This is a genomic window from Pseudomonas sp. GW821-FHT03C07 (assembly GCF_059420925.1).
The window spans coordinates 203,106-217,532 of record NZ_JBWKUQ010000010.1 but is presented as its reverse complement, the minus strand read 5'-3'; the positions used below and the strand labels follow the sequence as shown (position 1 = coordinate 217,532).

General features: G+C 61.3%; 12 protein-coding genes and 2 pseudogenes. 5 read left to right on the top strand and 9 right to left on the bottom strand.

The window, feature by feature from the left end; translation table 11 throughout:
* Positions 1–105 precede the first annotated feature (105 nt).
* On the top strand, positions 106–708 hold the full coding sequence (recR, locus tag AC07VG_RS20315; protein ID WP_495004101.1) for a recombination mediator RecR: 603 nt from the start codon (positions 106–108) through the stop codon (positions 706–708).
* 84 nt (positions 709–792) lie between these two features.
* Here recR and AC07VG_RS20310 read toward each other — a convergent pair whose 3' ends face one another.
* The 7 genes and pseudogenes from AC07VG_RS20310 to AC07VG_RS20280 form a co-directional block, all read right to left on the bottom strand.
* Positions 793–1,125, bottom strand: a complete 333-nt coding sequence (locus AC07VG_RS20310) for a hypothetical protein (RefSeq protein ID WP_495004100.1) — start codon at positions 1,123–1,125, stop codon at positions 793–795.
* A 152-nt stretch (positions 1,126–1,277) separates the two neighbouring features.
* Positions 1,278–1,637 (bottom strand): annotated as a pseudogene (locus tag AC07VG_RS20305) (rhamnosyltransferase); the annotation flags it as partial.
* A 7-nt stretch (positions 1,638–1,644) separates the two neighbouring features.
* The gene (locus AC07VG_RS20300; RefSeq protein WP_495004099.1) at positions 1,645–3,102 is read right to left on the bottom strand and encodes a mannose-1-phosphate guanylyltransferase/mannose-6-phosphate isomerase; all 1,458 of its coding nucleotides are present in this window, start codon (positions 3,100–3,102) and stop codon (positions 1,645–1,647) included.
* A pseudogene (locus AC07VG_RS20295) lies at positions 3,103–3,617 on the bottom strand (sugar transferase); the annotation flags it as partial.
* A gap of 149 nt (positions 3,618–3,766) precedes the next feature.
* Complete coding sequence (locus tag AC07VG_RS20290) at positions 3,767–4,429, bottom strand: response regulator (protein ID WP_495004098.1); 663 nt, start codon at positions 4,427–4,429, stop codon at positions 3,767–3,769.
* On the bottom strand, positions 4,426–5,316 hold the full coding sequence (locus tag AC07VG_RS20285) for a sensor histidine kinase (RefSeq protein WP_495004139.1): 891 nt from the start codon (positions 5,314–5,316) through the stop codon (positions 4,426–4,428). The genes AC07VG_RS20290 and AC07VG_RS20285 overlap by 4 nt, the downstream gene beginning before the upstream one ends.
* Before the next feature lie 468 nt (positions 5,317–5,784).
* On the bottom strand, positions 5,785–6,246 hold the full coding sequence (locus tag AC07VG_RS20280; RefSeq protein WP_495004097.1) for a hypothetical protein: 462 nt from the start codon (positions 6,244–6,246) through the stop codon (positions 5,785–5,787).
* Positions 6,247–6,821: 575 nt separating this feature from the next.
* On the opposite strand from AC07VG_RS20280, the gene AC07VG_RS20275 reads away from it, so the two are divergent.
* The gene (locus tag AC07VG_RS20275) at positions 6,822–7,751 is read left to right on the top strand and encodes a chemotaxis protein CheV (protein ID WP_248800536.1); all 930 of its coding nucleotides are present in this window, start codon (positions 6,822–6,824) and stop codon (positions 7,749–7,751) included.
* A gap of 178 nt (positions 7,752–7,929) precedes the next feature.
* A complete protein-coding gene (locus AC07VG_RS20270) occupies positions 7,930–8,736 on the top strand; it encodes an MOSC domain-containing protein (RefSeq protein ID WP_495021757.1) in 807 nt (268 codons plus the stop codon).
* Between the two features lie 128 nt (positions 8,737–8,864).
* Here the strand turns inward: AC07VG_RS20270 and AC07VG_RS20265 are convergent, their stop codons facing one another.
* On the bottom strand, positions 8,865–10,793 hold the full coding sequence (locus AC07VG_RS20265; RefSeq protein ID WP_495021756.1) for a transglycosylase SLT domain-containing protein: 1,929 nt from the start codon (positions 10,791–10,793) through the stop codon (positions 8,865–8,867).
* Between the two features lie 214 nt (positions 10,794–11,007).
* Between AC07VG_RS20265 and AC07VG_RS20260 the strand changes: the two genes are divergently transcribed.
* Positions 11,008–12,921, top strand: a complete 1,914-nt coding sequence (locus AC07VG_RS20260; RefSeq protein ID WP_495004094.1) for an ATP-binding cassette domain-containing protein — start codon at positions 11,008–11,010, stop codon at positions 12,919–12,921.
* A 182-nt stretch (positions 12,922–13,103) separates the two neighbouring features.
* On the opposite strand, the gene AC07VG_RS20255 is transcribed toward AC07VG_RS20260, so the two are convergent.
* Positions 13,104–13,547 carry a universal stress protein gene (locus AC07VG_RS20255; protein WP_495004093.1) on the bottom strand — a complete coding sequence of 148 codons (444 nt, stop codon included), beginning with the start codon at positions 13,545–13,547 and terminating at the stop codon, positions 13,104–13,106.
* 105 nt (positions 13,548–13,652) lie between these two features.
* On the opposite strand from AC07VG_RS20255, the gene AC07VG_RS20250 reads away from it, so the two are divergent.
* Positions 13,653–14,090: a hypothetical protein gene (locus AC07VG_RS20250; protein WP_495004092.1), complete on the top strand. Its 438-nt coding sequence runs from the start codon at positions 13,653–13,655 to the stop codon at positions 14,088–14,090.
* Positions 14,091–14,427 lie beyond the last annotated feature (337 nt).

The following is a 14,427-nucleotide window of genomic DNA, read 5'->3' as shown; positions in this document are numbered from 1 at the left end:
GCGGTAGGTCGGTACCTGCCAGTTTCAGTGTTCCAGCGTTCCCCCTGGACGTTGGTTGGAGGCGCGGGTATAAACCGCGTCTCGTGTTCTGTCGGACCCTTTGCCATGAGCTTCAGCCCCCTGATTCGCCAACTGATCGATGCCCTGCGGGTACTCCCGGGCGTCGGCCAGAAAACCGCCCAGCGCATGGCCCTGCAACTGCTCGAGCGTGATCGCAGTGGCGGTTCGCGTCTGGCCCTGGCCCTCGGCCAGGCCATGGAAGGGGTTGGGCATTGTCGCCAGTGCCGTACCCTCACCGAAGACGATCTTTGCCCGCAGTGCGCCGACCCTCGGCGTGATGACAGTCTGTTGTGCGTGGTCGAAGGGCCGATGGATGTCTATGCGGTGGAGCAGACGGGCTACCGTGGCCGCTATTTTGTGCTCAAGGGGCACCTGTCGCCGCTCGATGGCCTCGGCCCGGAAGCCATCGGTATTCCGCAACTACTGGCGCGAATTGAAGCTCAGGGCAGTTTTACCGAGATCATCCTCGCCACCAACCCGACCGTCGAAGGCGAAGCCACGGCTCATTACATTGCCCAGTTGCTGAGCAACAAGGGCCTGATCACCTCGCGTATCGCCCATGGCGTGCCGCTGGGTGGAGAGCTGGAATTGGTGGACGGTGGAACCCTGGCGCATTCGTTTGCCGGACGTAAGCCGATTTCGTTGTAAGCCAGCCAGGCGTTGTCCACAATGCGTGAGGCCTCCTGGTGCCCTGTCGCGTCCCAGCGACGCGACAGGGGGAACGGGGAGGTGTCAGGAGGTCAGCAACAGCAGGATCTGATCCATGCGATTGTTGGCTATCCAGGCCAGGGGCGCGCCGATCACCGCGGCGGCACCGGCCATGTAGGTCAGTCGGCTCTTGATGGATTTGACATCGTTGCGTACCTCGTTCAGGTCGCGGTGGATGTATTCGAAGCGGGTTTCCAGCTCTGTGATTCGGGGTTCCATAGCATCGCCTCCAGGGGTACGGGTCGTCTTGGCCTTGTCATGGCGGGGCGGGAATTGCGGTTTGGCGTCGTGATGGCCCGGCTCGTGGGCCGAAGCGCTCAAGTGCGGTGCCGCGCAGTGCTGTAGCTCGACTTCCATGTGAATATGCTTCCTCGATGGTTCAGGTCCAGAGTGTTATTCGCTCGATAAAAAGAGCTTGAAGAAGTTCGCCTTATTTCGCCTCCGGGTCAATTGAGGCTGTTCTCTGATGGTTATCGGAAAAGTCCTCGGCGTTTGAAGGCTCTGCCCAATCAGGCATCCGGGCTGTCCCAGTAGCGTTTGTACATGCCCAGGTTCTTTTTCAGCCGCCTGGGCAGATGCCGCTCTTGCTGGCTCAGTTTGTAGGCGAGCAGTTTCACCGCGTTGCGCCACAGCGAGCCAGGCCAGGAACGGCCGGGGCCGAGGAACTTTAGTTCCGAAACAACGTAGCGCGGGCCCTCGCCGCCGGCTCCGCCGAACTGCTGGCGAATCCACGGTTCGCGGGCGTGGAAGACGCCGATATCGAAGTAACATCGGAACTCTTCAGCGAGGCTGTCGTTATGGGAATGGCGGCAGCGCGCACTGCCTTCGTAGGCGACCTTCCAGCCGGCCTGGAGCATTTTCGCCGCGACAGGTGTTTCAGGTCTTGCTGGTTTCGGCGGGAGCCCGCCCATAAATGTCGTTGAACCGGACGATATCGTCTTCGCTGAGGTACTCGCCGCTCTGAACTTCGATCATCACCAGATCGATCACCCCGGGGTTGGCCAGCCGGTGTGGTTTTCCCGGTTTGATAAAGGTCGACTCATTGGTGTCGAGCATGAATTCATTGTCGCCGTTGGTGACCTGCGCCATACCGCTGACCACGATCCAGTGTTCGCTGCGGTGGTGGTGCATCTGCAGCGACAGCGAGGCGTTGGGCTGGACCACGATGCGCTTGATCTTGAAGTGCTTGCCTTCCTCGAGCACGGTGTAGGTGCCCCACGGACGGCTTACGGTGCGGTGCAGGCGATAGGCATCGTGGCCCTGGCGCTTGAGTTCCTGGGCGATCAACCTGACATCCTGGCTGCGCTTGCCGTCGGCGATCAGCAGGGCGTCCGGGGTGTCGATGATGATCAGGTCGTTGAGACCGACCCCGCCAACCAGGCGCTTTGGCGAATCAATGTAGCAGTTGCTAACGTCGTGCAGCACGGTCTCGCCGTTGCACTGGTTGCCCTGGGCATCGGCAGGTGTCAGTTCACGCACCGCCTGCCACGAGCCGATATCGCTCCAACCGAGTTGGCAGGGCACCACCGCGACTTTGCGCGAGCGCTCCATCAGCGCGTAGTCGATGGAAATGTCCGGCACCCGGGCCAGGCTCTTGCCATCCAGTTCCAGTTGCAGCTCCTGGCTGCCTTCGCGGCTGTGGCTGTGGGCCAGGCACTCGGTCATGGCGTCGAGGACGTCCGGGGCGTGTTCGCGCAGTTCGCTCAGCACGGCGTCGGCCCGCAGGCAGAACATGCCGGCGTTCCACAGGTGCTGGCCACCGTCGAGGTATTGCTGTGCGGTCTTCGCATCGGGTTTCTCGACAAAGCGCGCGACCTGGAAACCGTCGCTGCCCAGGGCTTGGCCTTTTTCGATATAACCGAAGCCGGTCTCGGGCTGGGTCGGCACCAGGCCGAAGGTCACCAGCCAGCCCCGGTCGGCCAGGAGTCGGGCGCTGTCGACCGCCTTGGCGAAGGCGTCCAGGTCCTTGATCAGGTGATCGGCCGGCAGCACCAGCAGCTGTGCGTCGTCGCCGTAGAGCCTGGCTACATGCAGGGCCGCCACGGCGATGGCCGGGGCGGTGTTGCGGCCAAAGGGTTCGAGGATGAAGTCCAGCGCTGCTTCGCGCTTGTTCAGCGGGCGGTAGTCATCGAGGGTACGAAAGAACACCTCGCGATTGGTCACCGTCAGCACCCGCTGGACATCGGCCAACCCGGTGGCCCGGCTGAAGGTCTTCTGCAGCAGGCTTTCGCCATCGGGCAGGCGCATGAAGGGTTTCGGCATGGCCTCGCGTGAGACCGGCCACAGACGGGTGCCGGCGCCACCGGCGATGATGCAGGGAATGAGGATTCTCATTCAGAAGGCCTCGCGGGTCATGAGCACTGCCGGAACAGTGCGGAACAGGATGTAGAGGTCGAACCAGATCGACCAGTTTTCGATGTACTCCAGGTCGAACTCGACACGTTTCTCGATTTTTTCCAGGGTATCGGTTTCACCTCGGTAGCTGTTGATCTGTGCCAGCCCGGTGATTCCTGGCTTGACCCGGTGGCGCGAGGTGTATTCCTTGACGACCTCTTCGAACAGGATACCCGCCGCTTTGGTGGCCGTGGTGTGGGGCACGGGCCGACCATCGACATGCTACCGATGAAGACATTGAACAGTTGTGGCCGTTCGTCGAGGCTGGTCTTGCGGATAAAACGTCCGACCCGGGTGATCCGGGGATCACCACGGGTGGTTTGTGTTGCGGCGGTGGCATCGCTCTGGCGCTGGTGCATCGAGCGGAATTTGAAGACTTCGATCAGGCGGTTGTTATAGCCGTAACGCTTCTGGCGGAACGGCACCGGGCCCGGCGAGTTGATTTTGATCGCCAGGGGGGGTCAACCTCCTTCAAGGCCATTTTTAAGAGAAATAGGTCCCATGAGCGAGCGCAAGGCGTGATTGATTCTGCATGACAAGTAAACCCTCGACGAAGAAGTGCTGGCCGCCGTCGCAGGCAAGCGGGCCAAGGGCTCGCCGCGGCTCAGTCGTCGAGGCTGATGATGTGCTCGCGCACCGCGAACAGCACCAGGCCGGCGACGTCGAAGATCTGTAAGCGCTTCATGATCTGCGAGCGGTGGGTTTCCACGGTCTTGATGCTCAGCCCCAAGCCATTGGCGATTTCCCGGGTCGACTTGCCGCGCACGATCAGTCGCAGGATCTCCAACTGACGTCCGGTCAGGTTATGGGTCTCGGCCCGTTCGGCCGGCAGGTTGCGCTGGACCTGGGTCAGGGCCTGGTTGATCACCGTGTGGGCGATGGCCGGGCTCAGGTAGCGTTCGTTGCTGCGCAGGGCATCGAGGGCCTGGGCCAGTTCGGTGGCCGTGGTGTCCTTGAGCAGGTAGCCGTGGGCGCCGATTTCCAGGGCCTGCATGATCAACTGCGGGTCGGTGTGCATCGACAGGATCAGCACCTTGCTCTGGGGGCGCACGGCCTTGAGTTTGCGCAACGCATCCAGGCCACCGGTTTCGCGCATGGACAGGTCGAGCAGGATGATGTCCGGGTTCAGCCGTTCCACGGCGTCGAGCAACTGCGCGCCATCGCTGGCTTCGCCGATCACGGTGTAACCCGGGATATCCAGTACCAGGGCGCGGACACCGGCCCGGATCAGTGAGTGGTCATCCACCAGAAGTAGGGTGCAGGTCATGGAGCCTTATTCTTGCTGGCGCGTTCCAGGGCGCGCGGCGCCCAGGGCAGCAGTGCTTCGATCTGCGTACCTTTGCCGGGTCCGCTGGTGACTGTCAATGTTCCGCCCGCCTGTTCGATGCGCTCAGCCATGCCGGCCATGCCGCGTTGGCCGGCCGCGCCGGGATTGCCGAGCGGCGAAAAGCCCTGGCCGTCGTCGACGATATGCAGGGACAGACCTTCGGGCAAGCGCTCGATACGTACCAGCAGGTTACGCGCCTGGGCATGGCGCAGCATGTTGGTGACGGCTTCCTGGGTCACGCGGAACGCGGTCAGCGCCATCTCTTCGGGGATGCCGGTCAGCCGCTGGTGGCACTCCAGGCTCCAGAGCACGTTGGCGTTTTCCAGGGTTTTGAGCAAATGCGCGCGCAGGCTGGCTTCCAGGCCAAGGCTGGTCAACTGGCGGGGATTGAGAATGGCCGAGACGTTGCGGACCTTGGCCAGGGTTTCGTCGAGGGTGTTGTCCAGGGTCTTGAAGTGGCTTTGCAGGTCGTCGGGCAGGCGCCGTTGCAACCACTGGGCCTGGAGTTTGGCCGCCGTGAGCAACTGGCCGATGTCGTCATGCAGTTCGCGGCTGAGGCGATGCCGTTCGTTCTCCTGCACCTGGAGCAGACGATCGGCCAGCTCCTGCGGCTGGAACTGGATGGAGGTGCTGGAGTTACGGTGCTGGAGCCAGACGCTGGCCAGTGCGGCCAGGTTGAGGATCAGCAACCCCGAAGGGAAGGCGGCGCCGGTGCTGTAGATGAACAGGCTGGCAATGGCCGAGCCGATGCACAGCACGGCGGTCAGCCGGCGGGCATTTTTGCGAGAGGGGAGCCAAGGCTTGAATGACTTGAGGCTGGCGTACATAGCGTATGGAGCCAATGAATGTTCGCTACGGGTAGACCGTCAGGACAACCGACAGGCCAAGTTTGAAAAACAGGTACGGTTTAATGGGTGCGTTCGAGGTGAAACAGTGTCAGGGTGAGAAACTTTGCGCAATGATGTCATTTTGATATCTATTGGTAAAATTACTAAGCCGTACAAGTACATATGCGAATCGCAGGCATAGTAGCACGCCATCTGGGGCTGGTCGCTCTCGGCTGATATATGTCCGAGCGGTCAACTTTTTTCGTACGTTTGTTCCATAAAGCGCTGTTAAGCCTGCCTACTCTAACTGAAGTCAGAACGCTGTTCCGGTACTTTGGTCGCGTAGACACTAGTTATTCTTTTCGCATTAAAAAACCACAGCCTGGAACCGGAAAGTTCGAGGTGAGTTGTTATTGTCGTTTTTGGCTATGAAGAGGGCGGATCGAAGGTGCGAGGTTGGCGAGCGGTTCAAGCGGACCGTTCAGGGAAGGTGATCAGGGTGAAGGCCTTCGCTCCGGTGGCTGATCCGTATTGGCCGGTCTGGATCGCGAGAGCGGTGATCAATTCGGACTCTTCGTCGTCGTCCAGGCCCAGTTGGCCGGTCTGCGGGTCGATCAGTTCGACCTGCCAGGCCAGCAGCGTCAGGCAGTTGCGCAAGGCCAGCAAGGCGTCTTCATGCAGGTTGAGCGGGTCCTGGGGCTGGCTCAGGAGGGCGTGGATCTGTCGCGAGAACCGGGCCATGCAGCGCACGCCCAGGCCTTGCGCGCAATTGGCCAGGGTGTGCAGCGAGACGAGGAGGCAATCAATGGCATCCTTGTCGTTGCGGATCAGTTCCAGGTGTTGGCAGCACTCCTGCATCTTCGTTTGCAGGGCCTGGGCCTCCACCAGGAATTCCGGCAGGTTGGCTTGCCACTCTTTACCGTTCAGCATGCTTTATCTCCTTGATTGCATAGGCAGGCGATAGAAGGTCGCGCGGGGCGAACGGTTTTGAAGTTAATGCCGACAGGCCGTGTGTGTCTGTAGTCTGTTTCTGATTGTTTCGAATTGCCGTTATTGCATTTCGTTCTCAAATGCAGGCTTGCGGGCGCCAAAAGGCCTTGCGGGCAGGCTCGCAGAAAATCACCGAAAGTGGCGGTCCAGAGGGCTTGAGCATGGTCGGTGAAGGTTTTCACCTGGCTGGCTGGCCGTGGTCCTGCGATCAAAGGCAAAAGCCTGACTCCATTCATGCAATGAGAATGGCGTCACATTAATGGCTATTGGATATCGCGAATATCAGGTTGGGCCTGATTGTCACTAGGGGATTCCCCTACTATGGGGAACTATAGCTGAAATCCGTGGTCGCGCTTGGCGTTGCCTGGCGACGGCGAGGGGGTGAACTGAGTAAAGCATGATGCTAATGTGACATCAATGCTTTTGGCAGGCATTTGGTCGGAGGGTCAAGGTCCGATGTTTTCCGCCGATAACCTATTCAATGTCACTTTCAGCAGCAAGCCCAGGAGTCATTAATGGCCGGCATTCTCGACACAGTAGATCAACGTACGCAACTGGTGGGTGAGAACCGGCTGGAAATTCTCATGTTTCGCCTGGCGGGGCGCCAACTGTTTGCGATCAACGTGTTCAAGGTCCAGGAAGTGCTGCAACTGCCCAAGTTGACCTTGATGCCCCAGCGCCATCCGTTCGTCTGCGGGGTGGTCAACCTGCGCGGTCAGACGTTGCCGGTGATCGACCTGTCCCAGGCGATCGGCATGCGCCCACTGGTGCCGGGGCCTGACAGCACCATTATCGTCACCGAGTACAACCGTTCGGTGCAGGCGTTCCTGGTCGGTGGCGTGGACCGCATCGTCAACATGAACTGGGAAGCCATCCTGCCGCCGCCGACCAGCGCCGGTCGCCAGCATTACCTGACCGCCATCAGCAAGGTGGACGATCAGTTGGTGGAAATCATCGACGTGGAGAAGGTCCTGGCCGAGATTGTGCCGTACAACGCCAAGGTGTCCCGCGAAAAACTCGACGATCCGATCATGGAGCAGGCCCGTGGTCGCGAGGTGTTGCTGGTCGACGACTCCAATGTGGCCCTGTCCCAGCTGCGCGATACCCTCGGGCAACTGGGGGTGAAAATGCATATCGCCAGCGACGGCTTGAAGGCCTTGAACATGCTCAAGGGCTGGGCGGATGGCGGCGCGGTCATGACCGATAAATTGCTGATGGTCTTCACCGATGCGGAAATGCCGGAAATGGACGGTTATCGCCTGACCACCGAAATTCGCAACGACCCTCGCTTGCGCGGGTTGTATGTGGTCCTGCACACCTCGTTGTCCGGCAGTTTCAACGATGCCATGGTGAAGAAGGTCGGTTGCGACAACTTCCTCTCCAAGTTCCAGCCGGACAAACTGGTGGACGTGGTGCGCCAGCGCTTGATGCTGGATATCACCTGATCCCCGTACAAGCTGGCTTGTTGGACGCTGCATCGCCGCGCTGAGGCCCGTGAGCCTTGCTTGACCTTGCGGGCGCCATCGCCGGCAAGCCGGTTCCCACAAAACCGCGTTCCAGCACAAAATACCGTCGTGCCCACCCTGCTGTAGAATCGCTGTTTTGATTCTTCAGGAGCTGGGCATGTTGCGTCTGAGCGCGCTGTATCGATATCCGTTGAAGTCCGCCCGGGGCGAGGCCTTGCGCCAGAGCCCAGTGGATGAACTGGGCCTGGCCGGTGATCGGCGCTGGATGTTGGTGGACGAGGCCAGCGGGCGCTTTCTGACCCAGCGCGCGGTGGGCAAGATGAGCCAGTTGTCGGCGCTGTGGAATCTCGCCGGTGGCCTGACCCTGAGTGCTCCTGGCTATTCGGCGCTGGACGTGGCCTTGCCCGGGAAGGGCGATATCCTGCGTGGTGTGACCATCTGGAGCGACACCTTGCGCGTGCCGGATGCCGGTGACGAGGCGGCGGCCTGGCTCGGCGAATTTATCGGCAAGCCGACGCGCCTGGTACATGTGCCGCTGGAGCGAGCTCGCCTCACCGAGGCTGGCTACGGCAAGGAAGAGGATCGCGTGGCGTTTGCCGATGGCTTCCCCCTGCTGCTGATCGGCCAGGCTTCCCTGGATGACTTGTCGCAGAAGGTCGGGCGTGAGCTGGAAATGCTGCGCTTTCGACCAAACCTGGTGATCGAGGGCGGCGATGCCTTTGCCGAAGACAGCTGGAAGCGTATTCGTATCGGCGATGTCGAGTTTCGGGTAGTGAAACCCTGTTCCCGCTGCGTCCTGACCACCCTCGATCCGCAGACCGGTGAGCGCAGTGCCGACCGTGAGCCGTTGACGACCCTCAAGACCTACCGCGAGCAGGATGGCGATGTGATGTTCGGGCAGAACCTGGTCAATGATGGCCTGGGGCTGCTGGAGGTCGGGATGGCGGTAACGGTGCTCGAATAGCGGGGCTTCACAGTCTTGACCTTATCACTCGGTCACTGTGGGAGCCGGCTTGTCGGCGATGAGGCCCTGGAGTCTTGCATTGATCTCGCGGACGCCATCGCCGGCAAGCCGGCCCCACACAAAGCCAATCATTGGTCGTCGAAATAGCGCTCGTGCCAATCCACCAGTGGTTGCGGCACATTGAGCTTCTGGCCGTAGATCACCGAGTACGACAATACGTTCTGCACATACTGGCGGGTTTCGTCGAACGGAATACTTTCCACCCAGACGTCGAAGCCCAGGTGGTTGGCGCCCTTGAGCCACTGCCTGACACGGCTGGGGCCGGCGTTGTAGGCGGCCGTCGCGAGCACGCGGTTGCCATTGAACTGCCCATGCACCTGGCTCAGGTAGGCCGCGCCCAGCTCTATGTTCTTGTCCGGGTCCAGGACTTGCTGCGGCGAGGCCAACGGAATGCTGAACTTGCGTGCGGTTTCCTTGGCCGTCCCCGGCATCAGTTGCATCAGGCCGCTGGCGCCTACGCCTGAGCGGGCATCATCCATGAACGCGCTTTCCTGGCGGGTGATGGCGAATACCCAGCTCGAATGCAGCCCGCGTACCTTGGCTTCGCGCACCAGGGTGTCGCGGTGGGCCATGGGGAAGCGGATATCCAGGTCGTCCCAGTATTGCGCCTGGCTGATGGTGCGAATGGCTGGGAAATACCATTGCAGGTCATAGGCCAGCCGCGCCTGGGCGACCATTTCATCACGGCTGAACAGGCGGCTGGCGTGGTACCACTCGCGGCGCCCGTCGACGATCTGGCCGCGCTCATGTAACTCCAACGCACGGCGTATGCCGGGGGTGTTACGGACCTTGTTCATTATTTGCGGGCTGAGCACCAACGGGCGGTTGGCCAGTTGGTAGGGGGACTGGGAGCGGTCGGCTGCCAGGAAACCGTAGAAGTCACGCTCGCGGGCGACGTTCTTCAGCAGGACCATGGCTTGCGGGTTCTGCGGCTCTGCCAGCTCCAGGCTGCGGGCCTGCCAGTAGCGCCAGCGATTGGTGGTCGCCAGATCCTGTGGCAGCCGGCGTGTCAGTTGGTAGGCATCCTCCCAGCGGGCCAGGCGCAGCAACAGGCGCAGGCGCCATTCGGTCACGGTGTTGTCCCGCAGTTCCGGATCGTACTGGGTCATGATGTCCAGTGCGCGGCCGTCGTAGCGACGGGCCAGGGTCAGGCTGATTTCGCGGGCGATCGCAACCTTTTCGTCACGGGAGAAGTGCATGCTCGCGGCATAGCTGTCAAGCAGCGGCATGGCCCTGTCCGGGTCCTGGCGGGCCAGGCGGCGCAGGCCGAGGCCGACCACGTCGGACATGGCCTCGTCCGCCGGAAGGAAGCGGGAGGGCTGGCTCAGCAGGTCAGGTTTCTGGGCAACCTCGATCAGCAGTCGGCCGGGTACGGCGAGGGTGGTCAAGCCGCTGACCAGGCTGCTGGCCAGGCCATAGTTGCGTGCATCGGCCGCCAGTTTCAGGCGCTGCCAGCGTTTCTGTTCGGTCAGTTGGCCGTCGGCGGCCCAGCTGCCGAACAGGGCGTCGCAGGCACTCGGTTGGGTCTTGCCGGTCAGCCAGAGTTTTTCCGCCGTGGCATAACCCTCGGCACGCAGGTTGTGGCTGAGCTGGTACTGGCCGTTGAGGCAGTCCAGTTCGGTGAAGTTCAGCTTGGGGTCGTAGTACTTGACGAAGGGCTGCCAGTCGCCGCGCTCGGCCAGCCAGCGCAACCAGCGCAACTTCATCCAGTTGGCCTGGGGCAGGTCGCCATGTTCGGCGAGGAATTGCTCGATCTCGGCGTTGCTCGCGGTTTTCAGACGCGCGGTCAACTCGTCGTAGGCCAGGTAGGGCTCCAGCGGATAGTCCCGCAGGGCGTCCTGATAACGGAAATAGGGCCCCGAGTCACCTTTGGCAAGCGCACGCTTGGCTTCATCGTAAAACTGGCGTTGCTGGGAGAGCTCTACCGCCTGGGCAGCATGGACAGCGCAGGTAGAAAGAAGCAGGCACGATAAAAAATTGAACAGACGGCTGCGCATGGGAGTTCCGAAAAAATAAAACCTGACAAACCGTGGAAAATTCCGCGGCTGATTACTACTAGCTTAGCTGTTTGCCCACTCTGGGAGAACGTTTTAGCGGCCGCTGTACGCAACTTGATACTAATTGTCATCTTGAACCGAGGTGTCGATAAAAATGCCGGCCGCCTCCTGGCCCAAGTCAGGTAGAATGCGCGCCCGGTTTTTGGAGAAGCTCATGACCCTGCTCAAATTCAGCGATGTGTCCCTTGCCTTCGGCGCCATGCCGTTGTTGGACAAGGTGTCGTGGCAGATCGCCCGTGGTGAGCGGGTGTGCATCATCGGCCGCAACGGCACAGGCAAGTCCAGCATGTTGAAGCTGGTCAAGGGCATACAGAAGCCCGATGACGGCTCCGTCTGGCGTGCCCCCGGACTCAAGATCGGCGAGTTGCCGCAAGAGTTGCCGCTGGCCGACGACCGCACCGTGTTCGATGTGGTTGCCGAAGGCCTGGACGGTGTCGGCGCGTTGCTCGCCGAGTACCATCACCTGAGCCAGAACATCGTCACCGATGCCGACCTGGACAAGCTCATGCACGTCCAGCACGACCTCGAAGCCCGCGATGGCTGGCGTTTGCAGACCCTGGTCGACAGCACCCTGAGCCGCCTGCAACTGCCGGCCGACAAGACCCTCGCCGAGTTGTCCGGCGGTTGGCGTCGGCGGGTCCTGCTGGCCCAGGCACTGGTTTCCGAACCGGACCTGCTGCTGCTCGACGAACCGACCAACCACCTGGACATCGGTGCAATCGCCTGGCTGGAAGAAGCCTTGAAGGATTTCCAGGGCGCGGTGTTGTTCATCACCCACGACCGTTCCTTCCTGCAGAACCTGGCAACGCGCATCCTGGAACTGGATCGCGGCGGCCTGATCGACTGGAATGGCGACTACGCCAGCTTCCTGGTGCACAAGGAAGCCACGCTGGCCGCCGAGGAAACCGCCAACGCGCTGTTCGACAAGCGCCTGGCCCAGGAAGAAGTCTGGATCCGCCAGGGCATCAAGGCCCGCCGTACCCGTAACGAAGGCCGTGTACGGGCGTTGAAAGCCCTGCGCGTGGAGCGTAGCGAGCGTCGCGAGCGTACCGGTAAGGCGAATATCCTGCTCGACACCGCCGACAAGTCCGGCAAGCAGGTGATGGTGCTGGAAAACGTCAGCTTCGCGCACCCGGGTGGCCCGTTCCTGATCAAGGACTTCTCCATGGTCCTGCAGCGTGGCGATCGGATCGGCTTGCTTGGGGCCAACGGTACCGGCAAGACCACCTTGCTCAAGCTGATGCTCAATGGTTTGCAGCCGACCAGCGGCACGGTGGAAGAGGGCACGCGGATCGATGTGGCCTACTTCGACCAGTTGCGCCATCAGTTGGACCTGGAAAAGACCGTGATCGACAACGTCGCCGAAGGTCGCGACTTTATCGACATCGATGGCCAGAGCCGTCACGTGCTGAGCTACCTGGGCGACTTCCTGTTCAGCCCGCAGCGCGCCCGTACGCCGGTCAAGGCCTTGTCCGGTGGTGAGCGCGCGCGCCTGCTGCTGGCCAAGCTGTTCAGCAAGCCGTCCAACCTGCTGGTGCTCGACGAACCGACCAACGACCTCGATGTGGAAACCCTCGAGTTGCTGGAAGAAGTGTTGCTGACGTTCAGCGGTACCGTACTGATGGTCAGCCACGACCGGGCCTTCCTCGACAACGTGGTCACCAGCACCCTGGTCTTTGAAGGCGAGGGCAAGGTGCGCGAGTACGTCGGTGGTTACCAGGACTGGCTGCGCCAGGGCGGTTCGCCGCGTTTGCTCGGTGTGACCGAGAACAAATCCGGCAAGGCCGAGCTCAACTCCGCGGTAGTGGCGGCGCCGGCACCGGCGGCAGCTGTCGAGCAGCCTGTGGCGAAGAAAAAGCTCAGCTACAAGTTGCAGCGCGAGTTGGAAGCGTTGCCGGGCGAGATCGAGGCCAAGGAACAGCAGATTGCCGCTGTCGAGGCGGAAATGGCCGAGGCGGGGTTCTATCAGCGCCCTGCGGCGGAGACCGCCGCAGTCATTGCTGGGCTGGAAAAGCTCCAGGCCGAGCTGGATGTGATGGTGGAACGTTGGGCCGAGCTGGACGCCTGAGCGATCGCTGAGTAACGAAAAGCCCGGCCCCAACTTGTGTGGGTGCCGGGCTTTTCATTGGTGTCGGCGATATTTTATGGCGTGCACGAATACCTGTAGGAGCTGGCTTGCCAGCGATGACGATGTTGGATTCACCGCCGCTATCGCTGGCAAGCCAGCTCCTACAGGTGCGTGTTCCAGGATCAGTTCGGGCGTTTGACCAGGTGCACCGCCAGTACATCGCAGGGCGCGCCGTGGAGGACGTCATTGGCGGTGGAGCCCAGCAGCAGCGCCAGGCCGTGGCGACCATGGCTGCCGACCACGATCAGGTCGCAATGCTGCTCCTTGGCCAGGTGGTGGATTTCCTGGCGCGGCTGGCCGTAGGTCAGGTGGCAGTTGTCTTTCGAGAGTTCCGGGTACTTGACGATCAGGCGATCAAGGCGCTCCTTGGCCTGGTCGAATTGCTGTTGTTGCAACTGCGAAAGGTCCATGGGCACGTCGCCACCGAAGGCCATGGCCATGGGTTCGACGATATGCACCAGTGATAGCCTGGCTTCGCTGCTGACCGACAGTTCGCGTGCGCGTTTGATGACCGGGTCGCATTCTTCTGTCAGGTCGACAGCTACCAGAATGTGTTCGTAGCTCATGAAAGGCACTCCTGAGGATCGCGATAGCGTTAAGTATGGCTGGTTTCAAGCGGATTGGCTCATTGGCGGGCCAATCGCTCATCAAGAATCGAGAGAGTTAGAGATATGACGGTATGGATAGTGGTGTCAATCCTGGCGCTGGTCTTGAGCCCTTTGGCCTGGTTGCGTCCTTCGCGCCGCCAGAGCGGGATGATGGCTGTGCGCATGGAGGCGCGGCGCATTGGCCTGGGCATGCAGCTGGCGCCCCAGGAGTGGCCGCACTGGCTGCCTCATGAGCCACCAAGCCCCTGTGCGCAATACCACCGGCCACGTCTGCGTGCCGACAGCCCTTGTTGGTGCTACTGGCAAACCGCCCCCGGAGTCTGGGCCAACCAATGGCGGGAAACCTTGACCGACGACAAGCTGCTGATGCATCTGCGGACATTGCCGGACAACGCCTACAAGATCGAGGCGGACAAGCAGATGATCGCCGTGTATTGGGGCGAGCGCGGCGATGCCCAGGCCTTGCCGGCCATCGCGGCAGTGCTCAAGGCCCTGGCCTGACGCAGGATCGGCCGCCCGCCGCTACACTATTGATTCGCTGAATGGGTAACTATGAACCTTGGCGCCCAGGCGCTTTAACGCCCGGAATATGACCGGGAAGTCGCTTTTTCAGTAACGTTTTCGGCAATTGACAATTGCTGCGAATTCCGTGAAGGTGTCCACACCCAAATCAAACGGGCGTATGAATTGAGCGTTTGTCTGATCAGACGGCTCCAAACAGAATCCCGACTATCGCGTTGGCGGGTGTGCCTGGCGGCTTGGCGTAGCATCGACGGTAACGTCAGTGTCGTACCATCCGCTCGCGTCCGACGTGTACTGTTCAGCTTCCATATCGTGG